The sequence below is a fragment of the Candidatus Omnitrophota bacterium genome (assembly GCA_041650805.1).
In the GTDB taxonomy this organism is placed as follows: domain Bacteria; phylum Omnitrophota; class Gorgyraeia; order 2-01-FULL-45-10; family 2-01-FULL-45-10; genus JBAZKM01.
On sequence record JBAZKM010000006.1, the window covers coordinates 58762 to 74445 of the forward strand.

Annotated in this window: 15 protein-coding genes; all 15 read left to right on the top strand. The window is 39.8% G+C overall.

The features are described from left to right. Positions 1-2676, top strand: a complete 2676-nt coding sequence (locus tag WC515_05470; GenBank protein ID MFA5146797.1) for a DEAD/DEAH box helicase family protein — start codon at positions 1-3, stop codon at positions 2674-2676. 63 nt (positions 2677-2739) lie between these two features. Next, the gene (locus WC515_05475) at positions 2740-3846 is read left to right on the top strand and encodes a three-Cys-motif partner protein TcmP (GenBank protein ID MFA5146798.1); all 1107 of its coding nucleotides are present in this window, start codon (positions 2740-2742) and stop codon (positions 3844-3846) included. A gap of 12 nt (positions 3847-3858) precedes the next feature. Next, a complete protein-coding gene (locus tag WC515_05480; protein MFA5146799.1) occupies positions 3859-4644 on the top strand; it encodes a radical SAM protein in 786 nt (261 codons plus the stop codon). Next, a complete protein-coding gene (locus tag WC515_05485; protein MFA5146800.1) occupies positions 4628-6211 on the top strand; it encodes a DUF6119 family protein in 1584 nt (527 codons plus the stop codon). Before WC515_05480 ends, WC515_05485 begins: the two co-directional genes overlap by 17 nt. 52 nt (positions 6212-6263) lie before the next feature. Further along, positions 6264-6809 (top strand): hypothetical protein, encoded by a 546-nt coding sequence (locus WC515_05490; protein ID MFA5146801.1) that lies wholly within the window; start codon positions 6264-6266, stop codon positions 6807-6809. Positions 6810-6909: 100 nt separating this feature from the next. Then, the gene (locus tag WC515_05495) at positions 6910-7332 is read left to right on the top strand and encodes a MerR family transcriptional regulator (protein ID MFA5146802.1); all 423 of its coding nucleotides are present in this window, start codon (positions 6910-6912) and stop codon (positions 7330-7332) included. A 352-nt stretch (positions 7333-7684) separates the two neighbouring features. Further along, the gene (locus WC515_05500; protein MFA5146803.1) at positions 7685-8014 is read left to right on the top strand and encodes a hypothetical protein; all 330 of its coding nucleotides are present in this window, start codon (positions 7685-7687) and stop codon (positions 8012-8014) included. A gap of 13 nt (positions 8015-8027) precedes the next feature. Beyond that, entirely contained in the window at positions 8028-9299 is a 1272-nt protein-coding gene (locus WC515_05505; GenBank protein MFA5146804.1) for a DNA methyltransferase, read from the top strand. Beyond that, positions 9296-9982: a hypothetical protein gene (locus WC515_05510; protein ID MFA5146805.1), complete on the top strand. Its 687-nt coding sequence runs from the start codon at positions 9296-9298 to the stop codon at positions 9980-9982. Before WC515_05505 ends, WC515_05510 begins: the two co-directional genes overlap by 4 nt. After that, positions 9972-11597 carry a phage terminase large subunit gene (gene terL / locus WC515_05515; protein ID MFA5146806.1) on the top strand — a complete coding sequence of 542 codons (1626 nt, stop codon included), beginning with the start codon at positions 9972-9974 and terminating at the stop codon, positions 11595-11597. The genes WC515_05510 and terL overlap by 11 nt, the downstream gene beginning before the upstream one ends. A 349-nt stretch (positions 11598-11946) precedes the next feature. Beyond that, entirely contained in the window at positions 11947-12405 is a 459-nt protein-coding gene (locus WC515_05520) for a hypothetical protein (GenBank protein ID MFA5146807.1), read from the top strand. Between the two features lie 16 nt (positions 12406-12421). Continuing rightward, complete coding sequence (locus WC515_05525; GenBank protein MFA5146808.1) at positions 12422-13375, top strand: hypothetical protein; 954 nt, start codon at positions 12422-12424, stop codon at positions 13373-13375. 19 nt (positions 13376-13394) lie between these two features. Next, positions 13395-14414 (top strand): hypothetical protein, encoded by a 1020-nt coding sequence (locus WC515_05530; GenBank protein MFA5146809.1) that lies wholly within the window; start codon positions 13395-13397, stop codon positions 14412-14414. 7 nt (positions 14415-14421) lie between these two features. Continuing rightward, positions 14422-15189 carry a hypothetical protein gene (locus tag WC515_05535; protein MFA5146810.1) on the top strand — a complete coding sequence of 256 codons (768 nt, stop codon included), beginning with the start codon at positions 14422-14424 and terminating at the stop codon, positions 15187-15189. Beyond that, on the top strand, positions 15186-15659 hold the full coding sequence (locus WC515_05540; GenBank protein ID MFA5146811.1) for a hypothetical protein: 474 nt from the start codon (positions 15186-15188) through the stop codon (positions 15657-15659). Before WC515_05535 ends, WC515_05540 begins: the two co-directional genes overlap by 4 nt. Positions 15660-15684 lie beyond the last annotated feature (25 nt).

The following is a 15684-nucleotide window of genomic DNA, read 5'->3' on the forward strand; positions in this document are numbered from 1 at the left end:
ATGGATCAAAAAGCACAAGCAATTAAGAATAGATTGAGTTTAAGAAAGCCACAAGCTGATAGCTTGGAGATATTGGCAAAGCTAGCGGATATGTTGGAACTCAAGAAATCTATTGATGTCAATGGTGAGCTAAGTAAAGTACGGGCGTTATACCCCACTTGTACTGATTTTGAACGAGATTTTCCTTCCTTATGCTTCTCTTTGGCTACGGGTGTTGGTAAAACACGTCTTATGGGTGCATTTATTAGTTATTTATATGTGTCCAAGGGTATCCAGAATTTCTTTGTTTTGGCGCCCAACCTTACCATTTATAATAAACTAATTGATGATTTATCTAATCCCAGCAGTCCTAAATATGTTTTTAAGGGTATTGCTGAATTTACGGCTACGCCACCGCGCATAGTTACTGGGGATAATTACCAGGAGGTGCGTCAAGGGCAAGGGCTACTATTTAAGTCAGTAAATATTAATATATTTAATATCTCTAAGATTAATTCTGAAGTACGCGGCGGGCGCGAGCCACGTATCAAGCGGTTATCAGAATATCTTGGGGAGTCTTATTTTAATTATCTGGCATCTTTGCCTGATCTAGTTTTATTAATGGATGAATCTCACCACTATCGTGCCGATGCCGGATTACGTGCAATCAATGAATTGAAACCGATTATAGGTTTAGAATTAACTGCTACTCCGATTGATACGCACTCCAATAAATTCAAAAATGTTGTTTTTGACTATCCCTTAGCGTTAGCACTTCGTGATGGGTTCGTAAAAGAGCCTGCAGTAGCTACGCGTAAGAATTTTAACCCCGATCAATATCGCAGAGATCCAAAAGAGCTCGATCTAATAAAACTTGAAGATGGCGTACGTATTCATGAAGATACAAAGGTTGCCCTTGATATTTATGCCCGCGACACGGGAAATAAGCTTGTGAGGCCTTTTGTATTAGTAGTTGCGCGAGATACGGATCATGCCAAAGAAATTAGAGCATTGATTGAATCCGATCGGTTTTTTGAAGGTCGATATCGTGGAAAGGTTATGGAGATTCACTCTAATCAACGTGGAGAAGAAAAGGAAGAAAATGTTCAGCGGCTCCTGGAGCTAGAAAAACCAGGCAATCCAATCGAGCTAGTAATTCACGTTAACATGCTTAAAGAAGGATGGGACGTTACCAATCTGTATACTATAATTCCTTTACGTGCGGCAAATTCTCAGATTTTAACCGAACAAACAATAGGGCGTGGATTACGGCTTCCTTATGGTGCAAGAACCGGTGTTAGCAAGGTTGATAAACTCACTATTATTGCTCATGATCGTTTTCAAGCCATCGTAGATGCTGCCAATGACCCAAATTCCATCATTCGTAAGGAGAACATCATTGAGATAGAACCAGAATCTTTACCTCCTTCCCAAGAAGTAGTTACGGCAAGTTCAACTATGGAAAGCGAACTTATTCAAAAGCGTCAAGAAATTTGCGACATAAAAAATGAAATCGAACGCCAAAAGGCGATTTTTACTCTTGACGCCCGGCAAACAATCGTGGAAACAGTAAATGCTCTTGGTGGGGAGGTTAAAAACTTAAACGATTTAAAGAGCGATGAAGGTCGTAAGATAGCTCTTGCTAGGATGGCTGAGCGTATTGAGAGTGCTCCCCAGCAAGATCTATTTAAAGGTGAAATGCTCGAAGCAATTAAAAAAGAGTATGAAGCGGTTATTGAAGAATTAATCGATAAGACTATTCCCATTCCTCGCGTTCTTATTCAGCAGAAAAATACTGTTGAATGCGGATTCCATGATTTTGATTTGGATGTAGGTGGATTAAATTATCAACCAGTTTCAGAAGAGATAGTTAGAAGGACCTTACGTACTAATGAAAGTGAGACGTTAGCAAGTGATGGTGTTGGAGTAGTACGTGACACCGCAGAGAATATAATCGTTAACGAACTTATTAATTATTCGGATGTGGAGTATGATCGCGAAGCAGAGCTGCTCTATAAATTAACTAGGCAAGCAATCACCAGGCTCGGACAAGGGAAAAGGGAAGAGGATTTACGAAACATTGTGCTATATCATAAGCGCGAAATAGGTCAATATATCTATGTGCAGCTACAGAAAAATTTCTATCTAAAAAGCGCTGGATTTGAAGAGCCAGTCATTTATCCATTTACAAAGATTGAACCACATAACTTCTCAAAATATTCTGCAGATAGTGTGCATCATTTTACAGAGACCATTACACCAACGCATTCTATACCGACAAAGGTGTTTGGTGGCTTTAAGAAGGCTTGCCACAATTTATATAAGTTTGATTCCAAGGCAGAGAAGGACTTCTCAATGATTCTGGAGCAGGATAAAGACGTGATTAAATGGTTGCGCCCAGCTCAGGCGCAGTTTGCTATATACTGGAAACATAATTCTCATCGATATACACCAGATTTTGTGGTTGAAATGAACGAATCGATTTATCTAGTAGAGATTAAGGCCGAGATAGACATTGATGAAGCTGATGTTAAGGAGAAAGCGCAGGCTGGCAACGAATATTGTAATATTGTCACCACATACTACAGAAGCAATAGAGGAAAGCAATGGAAGTATTCTCTAATTCCTCATACAGCAGTGACGCTTAGCATGAGCGCGCTCGGATTGCTTGAGGGAAATGTTATCAGGCTTCGATAATCTAATAAGTAATGAATATTTCCGAGAAATATATGAAAACAATAACTGTTAAAGAATGTTAGTATGTCAAAAATTACTTCTACAATCTGGGAAATAGAGCCGCATACGGAAGCTAAGCATGCAATTTTAAGAAAATATTTAGATGCATGGTTGCCCATAATTAGCAGGTGGAATGGAAGGGTTGTTTACATTGATGGTTTCGCAGGGCCTGGCGAATATATAGGTGGTAAAGAAGGTTCCCCCATAATTGCAATTAAAGCCGTAATGGAGCATAGACTAAAGCTTCGGATGACCGCAGAATTTATGTTTATTTTTATAGAAGCTGATACTGAAAGATGCGAGTATTTACAAACAAAACTTAGTGCGTTAAAATTGCCTTCTAATTTAAAATATGAATGTGTCTGTAAAAAATTTGAAGACGTAATAAAGAGTACGTTAAATAAGTTAGATGAGCAAAAAACGAGGCTTGCCCCCTCCTTTGTTTTTATTGATCCGTTTGGTTATTCAGGCATCCCATTTGTATTAATAAAACGTATTATGGAAAATCCTAATTGTGAAGTTTTAATTACTTTTATGTATGAAGAAATTAATAGATTTGCGCAAGATACCAGGTCTGACAATATTTTAGATGAGACTTTCGGGACTGATAAGTGGCGCGAGGTACGAAAAGAAACAGATCCGAATAAGCGCTGTTATTATCTTCACGATCTTTACAAAGGTCAATTACAGCATGAAGCTGGAATAAAGTTTGTTCGTTCATTTAAGATGATTAATAGTATGAATAAACCAGATTACTTTCTTTTCTTTGGCACTAATGAAATTACAGGATTGAAGAAAATGAAGGAAGCAATGTGGAGAGTTGATGAAACGGGCTCATTTCAATTTTCAGATGCTACGTATGACCCTAATCAAGCCTTTTTGTTTGAGTTAGAACCAAATTATGTTAAGCTGAAAAATATTATCGTAAAGAATTTTAAAGGTAAAACAGTTAGCGTGGAAGAGCTTGAGAATTTTATTCTCACAGAAACGCCTTTTACTCAGAATCATTATAAGCGAGCAATTTTAGCAAAAATGGAAAAAACTGATCCTCCAGAAATTAAGGTTCAAAGTAAAGGCGCTAAAAGAAAAAAGGGGACATTCCCAGGTCAAACTACTATACAGTTTATTTAGGTGAATTAAACAATGCAAACCATAGACAGAAAAACATTGCTGTACAAAAGTGGCGTAGAATATGCCGACTTTTGCTTAAACCATGTGGAAGGGTGTTCTCACGGCTGTAAATACCCCTGCTATGCGTACATGATGAAGAGACGCTGTGGCATTGTTAAAACATATGATGAATGGTGCAAGCCAAAACTAGTGGCTAATGCATTAGAACTCTTGGATAAAGAGATACCTAAATATAAAGATACTATAAAATATGTCCATATGTGCTTTTCTACAGACCCATTTATGTATCAACAGGAACGGGTATGTGATCTAAGTTTAAAAATAATAGATAAGCTTAACTTAAATGAAATCAGATGCACCGTATTGACCAAAGGTATTTTCCCAAGAGAAATTGCCAAAATAAATGGTTTTAGTAGAAATAATGAGTATGGCGTTACATTAGTTTCTTTGGATGAAAAATTCCGCCAGAGTTATGAACCGAATGCAGCTCCATTTAGGAATAGGATTCAATCGCTCAAATATCTTCATGATAAAGGATATAAAACATGGGTAAGCATGGAGCCGTACCCAACGCCTAATTTTATTGAACAAGATTTGAGAGAGATTTTAGATGCCGTATCATTTGTCGATAAAATTATATTCGGACGTATAAACTACAATGCCAAGGCGTCGGAGTTTAAACATACGAAGGAATTCTATAATAACCTAGCCTGTTCAGTGGTAAAATTTTGTAAGCATCATAAAATTAATTATCATATCAAGCAAGGAACTCATACTGAAAATGAGAACCCATTCTAATCATATAAATATCTATAGACTCAAGCATGAGATATCTAAAATCCCAGGGATATCGCTCGCGAGTATTGAACAGTCATATGAGATAGAAAAAGAAGCAACCGTGAATGGTATAAAATATAGGTTATATATTCAGCGAAGTTTTCCGCATACACCAAAGTGGTGCAGATTTCTCGATCAATTAATTGACAAATCTAAGCCTAAAATTAGATCAAGCACTTCTAGTTTTATATTATTCGCAGAATATAATAGCAGGGCTTACGCTCTAACGGGCGGTTTTGGCCATACAAAAATAAAAGATCTTATTGATGAAGAGTTTGGGCTACATATGGCGCTTAGGTTAATAGACCCAAAATTGATAACTGGCATTTTCCAGAAATCGATGAAAGGCGATACGCGTCAAATTTATAGAGCTGTTATAGGCTACAAGCCGGAGCTAGATCTCGAGAATTTCAATAGAATTTTGAGGGCAGTTGAAGGTAAAACATCCGATAGATTTTTTGGCATGCGAGTTTCTGGGAGGGCATCCCTCTCTTTCAATTGTATGGTACCACTTTCTGAATTAAGCGTTTTATTTGATAAGTTAGAAGAGGTGTATAAAAAAGACAGCCCAATTTATTTCCCAAAATCTTACGAACTGATTACAGACGATAAGCTTCTAAGTAAACTGGACAATATGTTAATTAAAGAGACCAATGATTTTATGGCAGCCAGAGAAGATAGGGACAGGCTTTATATTGAATTAAAAGATATTAATTTGCAATTTAGAAGCACAAGATTTGAGCTTAAGGTGAAAAGGACTAAAAATGAATTCAAATATTTCAGTTTAGAAGATATTCGCGATGCCCTAGCCAAAAATCAAACGACGCATTTTAACAAATGCGATGATATGTTGCACATTAAAATTAGCGGATTTGATGAGTCAAATAATGTTGTATTTGAAGATGAGCCGTTGTTGAAAATGTTAGTGTTTGAAGTCGATCATAACAATAGATCCTACTTTTTTATTGATAAAAAATGGTATCACATTTACCCAGATTTCAAGAACCATGTAGATTCAGACATTGCTCGTATTAGTGTGGATCGTCGTCTTATGCCTGCATGGGACGACAGTAAGTTAGGCGTGGGCAAGGGGGAAAGAGAATATAACATATATACAAGCGGATTGAAGGGATGGAACAACTTAGATAGGGATTGCGTGCGAATGACGGATGAAACCCCTATAGAGGTTTGCGATTTATACAATAAGATAAATCGTCAATTAATTCATGTTAAAAAAGTATGGGGATCAAAGACAAGTTATTTATTTGCTCAAGGTGCCGTGTCAGCGGAGGTGCTCTATCAGTCGCAGGAATTCAGGGATGCGTGCATAACAAAATGGCCCTCATTATTTGATCATACGTTACCGCAAGGGCATAGAGTAGTCTATGCGATTGCTGATAATAAAACCCAAGACGCAAGTTTTCCCAGAAATTTAACTTTTTTTTCAAAAGTTAATTTAATGCAAACAGTATCACGATTAGAGATACTAGGGTATGATGTTATTTTAGCATCGATACGGGTTGACTAAACGTTGTAACAGATAGATATATGTTAAAGAGTTCCGGCATAAGGAAGTAGCCATGGTAAAACATATCGATCCTAATAAGATAAGGGTTGGGGATGTAATTCTTGTCGCGACCAAAACAAAAGTCACCATTGAAACTCAGCAAAAGCTTGGTTACGGTGAAAGTAGCAAATGGACTCACGTTGCTGGCAGTATTGGTGCTTATGATTTAGTGGAAGGGCAAATTCCAAAAGCGAGAGTTTGTGATCTGCAGAAAGACTATGTCGAAGCTGGATTTGAAATAAGAGTTATGCGTAGGAGTTATGAAAATGATGGGGACCGCATAAAAGTTGCGCTATGGTGGGCTACCATGAATAATATTCCTTATGATTACCTTCAGTTATTATGGTTTCCAATAGCTGGGTACATCGGGAAAGCATTATTGACTATGAGGAATGTATTTAATGCAAAAAAACGACTGATCTGCTCTGAGTTAATAACCAACGGGTTTTATAAACAAGGCTATAATTTATTTAATAGACTAGCAGAAGGCGTTCTTCCAGCTGATTTCGACAATAATAAATTGTTTGATGAAATAACCGATATCTGGCTTAGCGAGTAAGTAATCCTATACAGCCTCTAAATACGGTGCTAGCTCCCAGGAGTGAAAATTAGATTGACAAGATATACATGATATGTTATACAGTATACATGGTGAATGAATGGCACTAATATTTGATAAGAGTGAATATACCCCTGCGCAACTTGCTAAAATCCTGAGCGAAGAATACGGCCATAAAGTTACAGCTGCCGTAATTCGCAAATGGGATAACGAGATTTTTGATGGGATCTCAAGCAGGACAAGGGGGGAGGCTGAGGCGCGATCTTATAGTGGCAGCGATATTCATTTCTTTAATGCAATTGCAGTATTAAGAAATTTGGGATATAGCGTCAATGACGTAAAGAATATTCTATTTCAAGTTGCTGCTTACGGAGCTAATAAAGACAGCAAAATGGCTAAACCGGACATAGTTATTGATACAGGCAAGCAAAGAATAGTTATAGAGATCAAAGGGCAGATGGAAAAGCAAAAGAAGGCTTTTAACGACCTTGAGAAGTATATTGAGATAGTAAAAAATAAATAGGAATTTTTTTTGTCTAGTGGGTTATACGCTGTGTAACATGGTATGTATAAGGTATACCTATCTTATACTCACCATATAACAACAAAATCTAAAAAAAGGGGGTGATTCGAGTGGAGCCTATGATTAAGGTCGAATGCGTTGAGTGTAATAGCAGGTACTACGTTCTCGCTGGCGATAGAAATTTACTGTTGCCAGGGGATATTAAGCAGGGCGAGGCATTTCCGAATAGATGTCCGCTATGCAAGGAAGGCGCATATGCAGTGTTAGCAGAAGAAGCGAAGTAGCAGAGATTGATCGGCCCCGGGCGTCTATATTCCCGGGGCTGGTCAGCATAACATTAAAGGAGGTAGCAATGTCACATTATTTCTTATGTGGATTGGAGTACAAGTGGGACTTGATTAGAGAAACATCCTCTAGCCAAAAGTTTATTGTTGATGTTGGCGATTATTGGGGACTTAAAGCCACGTTCGATATCCATTACACAAAGCCTGAAATAGCGTATGTAACCGTATGTCTTATCGGGCCAAAGGAGTATTTTACTGATGGGCTAAGCCATTGGTTGTTTGCTGATTTAGAAAAAATAATCGAAAAGCACGGTGACTATGGCGTCATAGATTATGCTCTCGTTTTCAGTGATCATTTGTGTAATGGAAATTACAGTATGGAGTCATTTTCAGCATAAAAAGGAGGACAAAATGATAATAAGAAAAGTACCTGTGTCAGAGATCAATCCCGCTACTTACAATCCGCGCGTGGATCTCAAGCCGAGCGATCCAGAGTACCAAAAGCTTAAAAAAAGCATAGATACTTTTGGATATATCGATCCGATTGTCTGGAATGAAAAGACAGGAAATTTGGTAGGGGGGCATCAAAGATTAAAAATTCTTATTGCATACGGCTTAAAGGAGATCGAGGCAAGCATAGTAAGCTTAGGTCTGGAGAAAGAGAAGTTGCTCAATCTCGCTTTAAACAAAGCATCCGGCCTATGGGATGAGGATAAACTTGCAGCGTTATTGGATGAGCTTATGAAGATGCCGGACTTGGATATTTCTATATCCGGTTTTGATTTGCCGGAAATCAGCCACTATATTGACCAGGCGCGTGATTTGGCAGATGACGATGACCTGGACTATCAGAAAGAGGCTGAGGCTATCATAACGCCTGAAACAAAAGAGGGGGAGCTGATTATTTTGGGTCCGCACAGGATATTATGTGGAGACTCAGCGAACCCGGAAGACCTAGCAAGGCTTATGAACGGTGAAAAGGCGGATATGGTCGATACAGACTATCCTTATAATGTGAACTATGGCGGAGGGGATAAGCCTGATCCTAATACGCGTCCCAAAGACTCGCGGAAATGGCCTCAGATCTATGCTGATAACATGCCTCAGGCAGAATATGAGATATGGATGAAGAAGGTGCTTACCAATATCAAGCACTGTGTAAGACCAGGGGCTGCGTTTTACATTTGGCAGGGATTACGCCAAATACCACCATTATGCCAAAGTCTAATTGACCTAAACTTTCACGTTTCGTGCATCATCTGCTGGTTGAAGGAGTCGCCGGCAATCACATATGCAGATTACTGCTACAGGACGGAACAGTGTTTGTACGGATGGCTTGAGGGAGCGCCTCACTATTGGGCAGGTAAGCCTGCCGAAAGCAATGTCTGGGAGGTGCATAGAGACTCAACTAAGGCTTATAGCCATCCTACGCAAAAACCTGTGCAGTTAGGTCAGCACGCCATCAGAAATAGCTCCAAGATTAACGATATTGTCTTGGATGTATTTCTCGGAGGCGGAGGGATCCTTTTGGCAGCGGAAAGCCTTGGCAGGCGCTGTTACGGCTGCGATAGAGATGCACGCTACATTGACGTCTGCGTAAAAAGGTATGGAAACCTAGTAAACATCGATAAGCTTTCACCTGAAATCCGTGAACGCTACTTTTCTAAGGAGGTTACAAAATGACTTCAGAAACCGTAAATCAAAATCCTGATGAGCAGCCAATACTGGCGCTTATTCAACGCATTAAGGACGGTCTCTTTGATCCGAAGTTTCTTGCTAAGGATCAAAGAATTCAGTGTGTTGAGGTCTTGTCGGGCGAAGCAATGACAGAAGCTGTTATCGCGCAGTACCTAAAGGTCAGTATAAAAACGGTTACTCGAGATATCCAGGCTATCAGAGAACGGAACGCTCTGACACCGAATGTTAATTTTGCGAAGCAGATTATTGGTGAGCTTGTTCACAAGGCGCGTTTACATCATGGACATCTCATGCGCCTTGCACGCAATAAAGAAACTTCAGCTGTAGCGAAGGTTCAGGCCGAGTTTTCCGCTTGGAGGGTCCTAAACGAAATGATCGAGCGACTGCAAACATTAGGTTATCTTCCGCAGCGTCCTACGGAAATCACCGGAGATCTATACCATCATCTTTCTGATGATTCTGAGAAGTCTATTGAGGAAATCAAAAAGATGATAATTGAGATTGAGGTGGTAAGTAAGGAAGCCGGTCAAGCGTCTCCAGAGGTAGAAGAGGAGCTTAAGCGCCTCAAGGATAAGATTGAGAAAGCAGAGATTATACAGCAGGTAAATAAATTATCTCAAAAGCAGCAGGAACCCAAACAAGACAAGGAGAATCAAAATGACAAATAATCTATTTAATGATACATATTCTGTGATGCGTAAGGCAGGGGAGAAATCTATATATGCTTTTGCTAAGTATTTCATGCCGGAACATTTAAAGTACCCACCTTCCCGGGCCCACCATGAGATATATGACTTGCTTCAGGAAATTACTCAGAAGCGTAACTGTAAGCTCGCCATAGCAGCGCCTAGAGATTTTGGTAAGTCGACTCTAATTACCCTCATCTATGTAATTTACACTATCTGCTATGCAAAAGAAAAGTTTATCGTGATATTAAGCAATACCTCATCGCAGGCAAAGCAGATTCTTGAGAACATCAGAAAGGAGCTAACCGAGAATGAGCGCTTGAAGGCTGCTTTTCCTAATATATTCGAGGCAGATGGCAGGCCTAAGCCACCGCGCTGGAGACAGGATGATATTATCACCAGAAATGGAGTTGAAATATTAGCTTTAGGTAGTGGCCAGCAGATCAGAGGAAGAAGATATGGCTCTGCCAGGCCTACGCTTATTGTCGCTGATGACGTGGAAAGCCCTGAGAATACATTCTCATCTGAATCAAGAGACAAGCTAAAGGATTGGTTTAGTAAGTCGGTATTGCGAGCAGGCTCGGAATCAACCAATATCCTATATATAGGTAATTTGTACCACCCATACTGCCTTTTGAGCGAATATGTTAACCCCGAACTAAACCCGGGGTGGGTAAGTAAGGTTTATAAGGCACTTATTGCCTGGCCTACTCGCATAGATCTCTGGGAGAAGTGGCGTAATATCTATAACAACCGTGAGAAGGTCGACAATATAAGCGGTATAGAGGCAGCGCTAAAGTATTATCAGGCTAATACGCAGGCTATGGATGAAGGAGCTGTGCTTCTTTGGCCTGAGCGTCACTCGCTGCATAATCTCATGATTGCACGTGAGGAGAACGAGATTTCCTTCATGAGCGAGCTAATGAACAGCCCACTTGACTCGAAGCTATGTATCTTTAATGCCGATGATCTTCACTATTGGGACGGCATATACCATAGCGTTGAGAATCTACTACATGCTTTGGGTGATAATGCGGAATTTTATGGAGCGTGCGATCCGTCTCTAGGGGGTCAAAACTTTAAAGGTGATTACTCGGCAATTGTTATTGTGGTTCGAGACAAACGAGATGGTATTTTGTACGTTATCGAAGCGGATATCAAGCGCCGGACTCCAACCGAGACAATAGATGACATCCTGGCCTATTGCCAGCGTTATAAATTCGTACGTTTCGCAGTTGAAATAAATCAGTTTCAGAAGATGTTGTATGACCAGCTCGTTGAGAGCGCAAGAAAGCAGAGCAAGTATGCACCATTTGAGCAAGTGACTAACACAAGCGACAAGGTAAAGCGCATACAAGCGTTGCAGCCGTTAGTGAAGAATGGTACGATCAAATTCGCTAAGTTCTTAAGGCTTTTGCTTGAGCAGATGAGATACTTTCCAAAAGGAAAGTATGATGACGGATTAGATGCGCTTGAGATGGCCGTACAGGTAGCTGCGGAGAAACCAAGGACGATAACTATGACAATAGTTGGAGGTGACAGAGACGATTGGTATGGCGACTACCATAGAAATCTTGGGTGGCCAAAAATATTCTAAGCCACGAAAAATATTGACAAATGATACAAGCGTGGTATACTTATATCCACAGATAGAAGTCGTCCCGATGTTGGAAGGGGTAAATCCCGGACGTTAAAAAAGAAAAACCTTCGAGTGGGTAAGTATGCCACCGAGGGTTTTTGTGTTTTATAAGACATATACGGCTTGTAGTTTAAGCCGATAACATAATTTCACAAGTTTTTGCACCTGGCGGATTGTTTCAATGGACAGTTTCATTTGTAGTAGCAGTCCTGTGTTTCAAGGGGGAACCTGGACTTTAAAAAAGTAAAACCTTCGCTAGCCATAATTTTGTGGCTGGCGGAGGTTTTTCTATTTTGAGGAGGGCGATATGGGAAGAATAGCAGGCATAACATTAGTTATGGTATTAGCTTGTTCATTAGCTTTTGCCGAAGAAAAGTATTTGGGAAGATTAAGTACAAACAAGATTGCCTCAGATTCTACAAGTAATCCTGTTGGTCAATACGGCAGCACTGTATCGCCAACTAGTATAAATAATCCTGTAGGCCAATTTGGAAGCTCTGTAAGCCCGAATAGCGCCCGTAATTCGCTTGCTACAGATACACCTAAGCTATATAGTCAGGATGGGCACTATTTAGGTAAGGTGAGCAGTAATACGCTAGATCCAGACTCGATAAGTAATCCTGTGGGAAGATATGGCAGTTCCGTATCTCCCGATAGCGTACATAATCCAGTAGGTCGTTATGGAAGCAGCGTCAGTTCTGAAAGCGCTAATAACCCATTAGCTACTAACGCACCGAAGATAATCTATGGAGGAAATGATGAGTAAAAGTAAAGACGTGTATATGAAGATAATGGCGTTGGTTGTATTGGGGGTCATGGTTGCAGTTCCGATGTATGCTCAAAACGCTGCAATCGATCAGGAGTTAGACGCGATTTATCAAAAAGCGTCGCATGCAATTGCCGAAAACAACATTGAGAAATCAGATTTTTATCTTGCTCGATATATGGGCCTCGCATTTACCAATGAAGATTCAAAGCATGGCTATAACGATCTAATTCCGCTATTTAAGCAGAGGAAAGATTTGGCCGGGTCAACCGCATTCATATCAGGTCAGTATACCGATGAATTCTTAGACTTCTATTTTCGCGCGCCGGGTTTAATGTGGAGCATTCCAGATGAAGGAGTCGATGAGAACACTCTTGAGTTTGAGGTAAACGCTAGTTCTGATGGCAAATATTTCGCATCGCTTGTTATTTCACCACGCCTTGAGACTTGGTCGGTAATAAAAAAAGATATCATGATTTCCGTAGTGCCTCTGGGCTCTAGTGTAAAACAGCCACGCATTGTTTCAGGCATTCTGAAGGACAATAAACCCTTAAGGCGGTTTCCGATAGTTGACCTTAATACTGATGATCACTTTTTGCATTATGTATGGCCTATTGAATTTTATGATTTGGATGGTGATGGTATCCCCGAAATATGGCTACGATATAATCTCGCATGGGCGGATGGTTTTTCTCAGCGCCTTGATATTTATAAGATCATAAACGATAGCAAGCTAGTGTTATTGAAACGATTTGAGGGGGAAGCTGAAGGTATTGCGCGAAGACTGCCTGATAATAAAGTTGAAGTCGGATATGGGTTTTCTGATAAACCTGGCGGGCATTTGTACTTTGACCAATACCATTTTGATATATTTGAATATAAAAATGGAGATTTTGTGAAGGCCTCCGAAAGGAACGAGCCCCACATACTGAGAAGCGATAGCTGGCATAAATATTATGGCTTTGATTAAACGGAGGAAAGGAAACAATATGCGTAATGTATTATTGATTTTAATAATTGTAAGCTGTATCGCGTCAAACTCATTTGCTAGTGGCATGAGTAGTATGGAGAAAGGGATCATTAGGCTTGAATATATAGGTAGGCAAGTTCAAGCAATAGAGAATGAACTGCGCTTATACTACATGGCTAAAATTGAGGACCGCCCTGACGTTGAGCCTGTTGATGATGTTAACCAATTAATTAAATTAAAGCAGGAACTAAGTGCGCTGGATTTGCCTCAAGAAATCGCCGATTTAAAACCAGACCTATTAGGGGTTATTGATAAGTTAATAGATAATTGTAATGGCATTCTAAAGAAGGATGAGAAAGCGCGAGACAAAGAATTTGATGATTTTTGGAAGGAGGTAGGCGCTTTTAATGACAAGCTGAAGTCGAAAATTGATAAGTACCTATCTATCCCGGAGCTCGGCATAGATTTTAGTTTGGCAAATGAAGAAACGCGGCTTTTTACTGATAGCAAAGACCAGACTGCATTTAAGCAGGCACTATCATATATTGACAAGAAAAAATATCAAGATGCTGTTAAGATCTTGGAGCCTCTTTTAAGCAAATATAAAAACAAGCCTGCCGAAGGCAGTATCATTGTTAGAATTGCTGATTGTTATATTGTTAAGGATAGCCCTTTGAGCCAGCGTGGAGGCAATGAAGAATATCTAATAGGCCTTCTGATCGATTTTATCAATCGAAAACAATATACTCCACAGATTCAACGCATTTATCTACAGTGGCGTACGCTAGAGCAATCTTATAACAACGGTGCTTCGAACTGGTCGACTATGCCAAACGATCATTATAACGAAGTACTATTGGGGGTGGCTGAGGCTATCGAGAGACATATAGACCAGCACCCAGATGATTATTGGGCAAAATATCAGCTATTATTGCTTATGGATACCCCAATAATCGAAAGGTGGGGTAGGGGTTATCAATATGGTAATACAATGGCCCTAGACTATGCATTCTTAAATGGAATGCTTAACAAGGAGTGAGTGAACAATGCCTATATTAAGAAAGATGTGCGCTGCTATGGCTTTAGCGAGTCTGTTGATTTGTGCAGAGGTTTATGCAGCGTCTGTTAGTGTTAAAGACGGCAACATTTTTTATATTAATAATGGAAAGAGCATGCAAATCACATCAAGTAATCATGATAATAACCCTATGCTACATCCAGATGGCAGGTGGATATACTTCATTCGTGGCTCTGAAGGTAAATGGGTTGGGGAAAAGTTCTATCCACGCGAAGGGGCAGTAGTTAAAGATGGGTTACTTCATGATGAGCTCTGGCGCGTTAAAACTGATGGTACCGGCGCAATTATGTTGTTTCGCTCAGAGCACGCAGCTATTGACGGTCCGGATCCAGACTACTCTGTTGCGCATATAAATAGTATGCAGCTTTCACCAGATGGCGATAAGGTATATTTCGAAGCCTCTGAGTGGGTGACATCAGATGCTTTATATGTAATGAACGCAGACGGTTCAAATGCAAAGATGTTAGGCCCTGGTAATGATACAAAGATAATTTTATCAGCTAGAACATTCGATGATCGAGAGAGTGACTATAAGGGGTACATTATCACAAATCAACACAGATATTTCCTATACGGTGGTTCTTATGATTGGTATTATTTGTTCACGCCTGACCTAAAAAAAGAAATAGCGCCTTTGGGAGATGATTTTGATTATTTTACAGAAATGGGTGATATAATATATACAGATCATAGTGAAAAGACCATTCAAAGAAGCGAAAAGATAAAGGGCTTATGAAAGAATATTGTCACTATCGGATGATTCTTTTAAATAGAAAAATATCATTCCTAGAATACAAAACCAAGGGCGAGGCATTTGCTAAAACCGAAACATTTCTACGGCCAGTTACATCCAAAAGCTTACCCAAGATTTATATTATAAAAAATCGCGGTGAAATCATATATATAGGGATTGCGTCACAAAGCATTGCAAACCGGCTGCGTTATGGGTTTAGTGCTAAGGGGAGAGGTGGATACCACGGATATCGATGGAGGGATTTAGTCGATAAAATTGATCTTCTGGTGTGGTGTTTTCCAGGCCAATCTATGCATTATGTAGAATCGATTGAAGCAGAAATAGTTTTTGCATTGCGTCGCGATACTGGTAAATGGCCAGCATTTCAGACAGAGATCCATTTTCATAATGTGACAGATGAAGAAAAGAAGCTGGCTTCTTCAATTTATAGTGAAGCGTCCAAAACTGCGTAGAAAATCTTATGCTAACCGACAATAT

Bases quoted from the DNA above. Each gene is read 5' to 3' on its own strand.
- WC515_05470 (MFA5146797.1), top strand. From the start codon at position 1: ATGGATCAAAAAGCACAAGCAATTAAGAATAGATTGAGTTTAAGAAAG.
- WC515_05500 (MFA5146803.1), top strand. From the start codon at position 7,685: ATGTCACATTATTTCTTATGTGGATTGGAGTACAAGTGGGACTTGATT.
- terL (MFA5146806.1), top strand. From the start codon at position 9,972: ATGACAAATAATCTATTTAATGATACATATTCTGTGATGCGTAAGGCA.
- WC515_05480 (MFA5146799.1), top strand. From the start codon at position 3,859: ATGCAAACCATAGACAGAAAAACATTGCTGTACAAAAGTGGCGTAGAA.
- WC515_05495 (MFA5146802.1), top strand. From the start codon at position 6,910: ATGGCACTAATATTTGATAAGAGTGAATATACCCCTGCGCAACTTGCT.
- WC515_05530 (MFA5146809.1), top strand. From the start codon at position 13,395: ATGCGTAATGTATTATTGATTTTAATAATTGTAAGCTGTATCGCGTCA.
- WC515_05510 (MFA5146805.1), top strand. From the start codon at position 9,296: ATGACTTCAGAAACCGTAAATCAAAATCCTGATGAGCAGCCAATACTG.
- WC515_05535 (MFA5146810.1), top strand. From the start codon at position 14,422: ATGCCTATATTAAGAAAGATGTGCGCTGCTATGGCTTTAGCGAGTCTG.
- WC515_05540 (MFA5146811.1), top strand. From the start codon at position 15,186: ATGAAAGAATATTGTCACTATCGGATGATTCTTTTAAATAGAAAAATA.
- WC515_05475 (MFA5146798.1), top strand. From the start codon at position 2,740: ATGTCAAAAATTACTTCTACAATCTGGGAAATAGAGCCGCATACGGAA.
- WC515_05520 (MFA5146807.1), top strand. From the start codon at position 11,947: ATGGGAAGAATAGCAGGCATAACATTAGTTATGGTATTAGCTTGTTCA.
- WC515_05490 (MFA5146801.1), top strand. From the start codon at position 6,264: ATGGTAAAACATATCGATCCTAATAAGATAAGGGTTGGGGATGTAATT.
- WC515_05485 (MFA5146800.1), top strand. From the start codon at position 4,628: ATGAGAACCCATTCTAATCATATAAATATCTATAGACTCAAGCATGAG.
- WC515_05505 (MFA5146804.1), top strand. From the start codon at position 8,028: ATGATAATAAGAAAAGTACCTGTGTCAGAGATCAATCCCGCTACTTAC.
- WC515_05525 (MFA5146808.1), top strand. From the start codon at position 12,422: ATGAAGATAATGGCGTTGGTTGTATTGGGGGTCATGGTTGCAGTTCCG.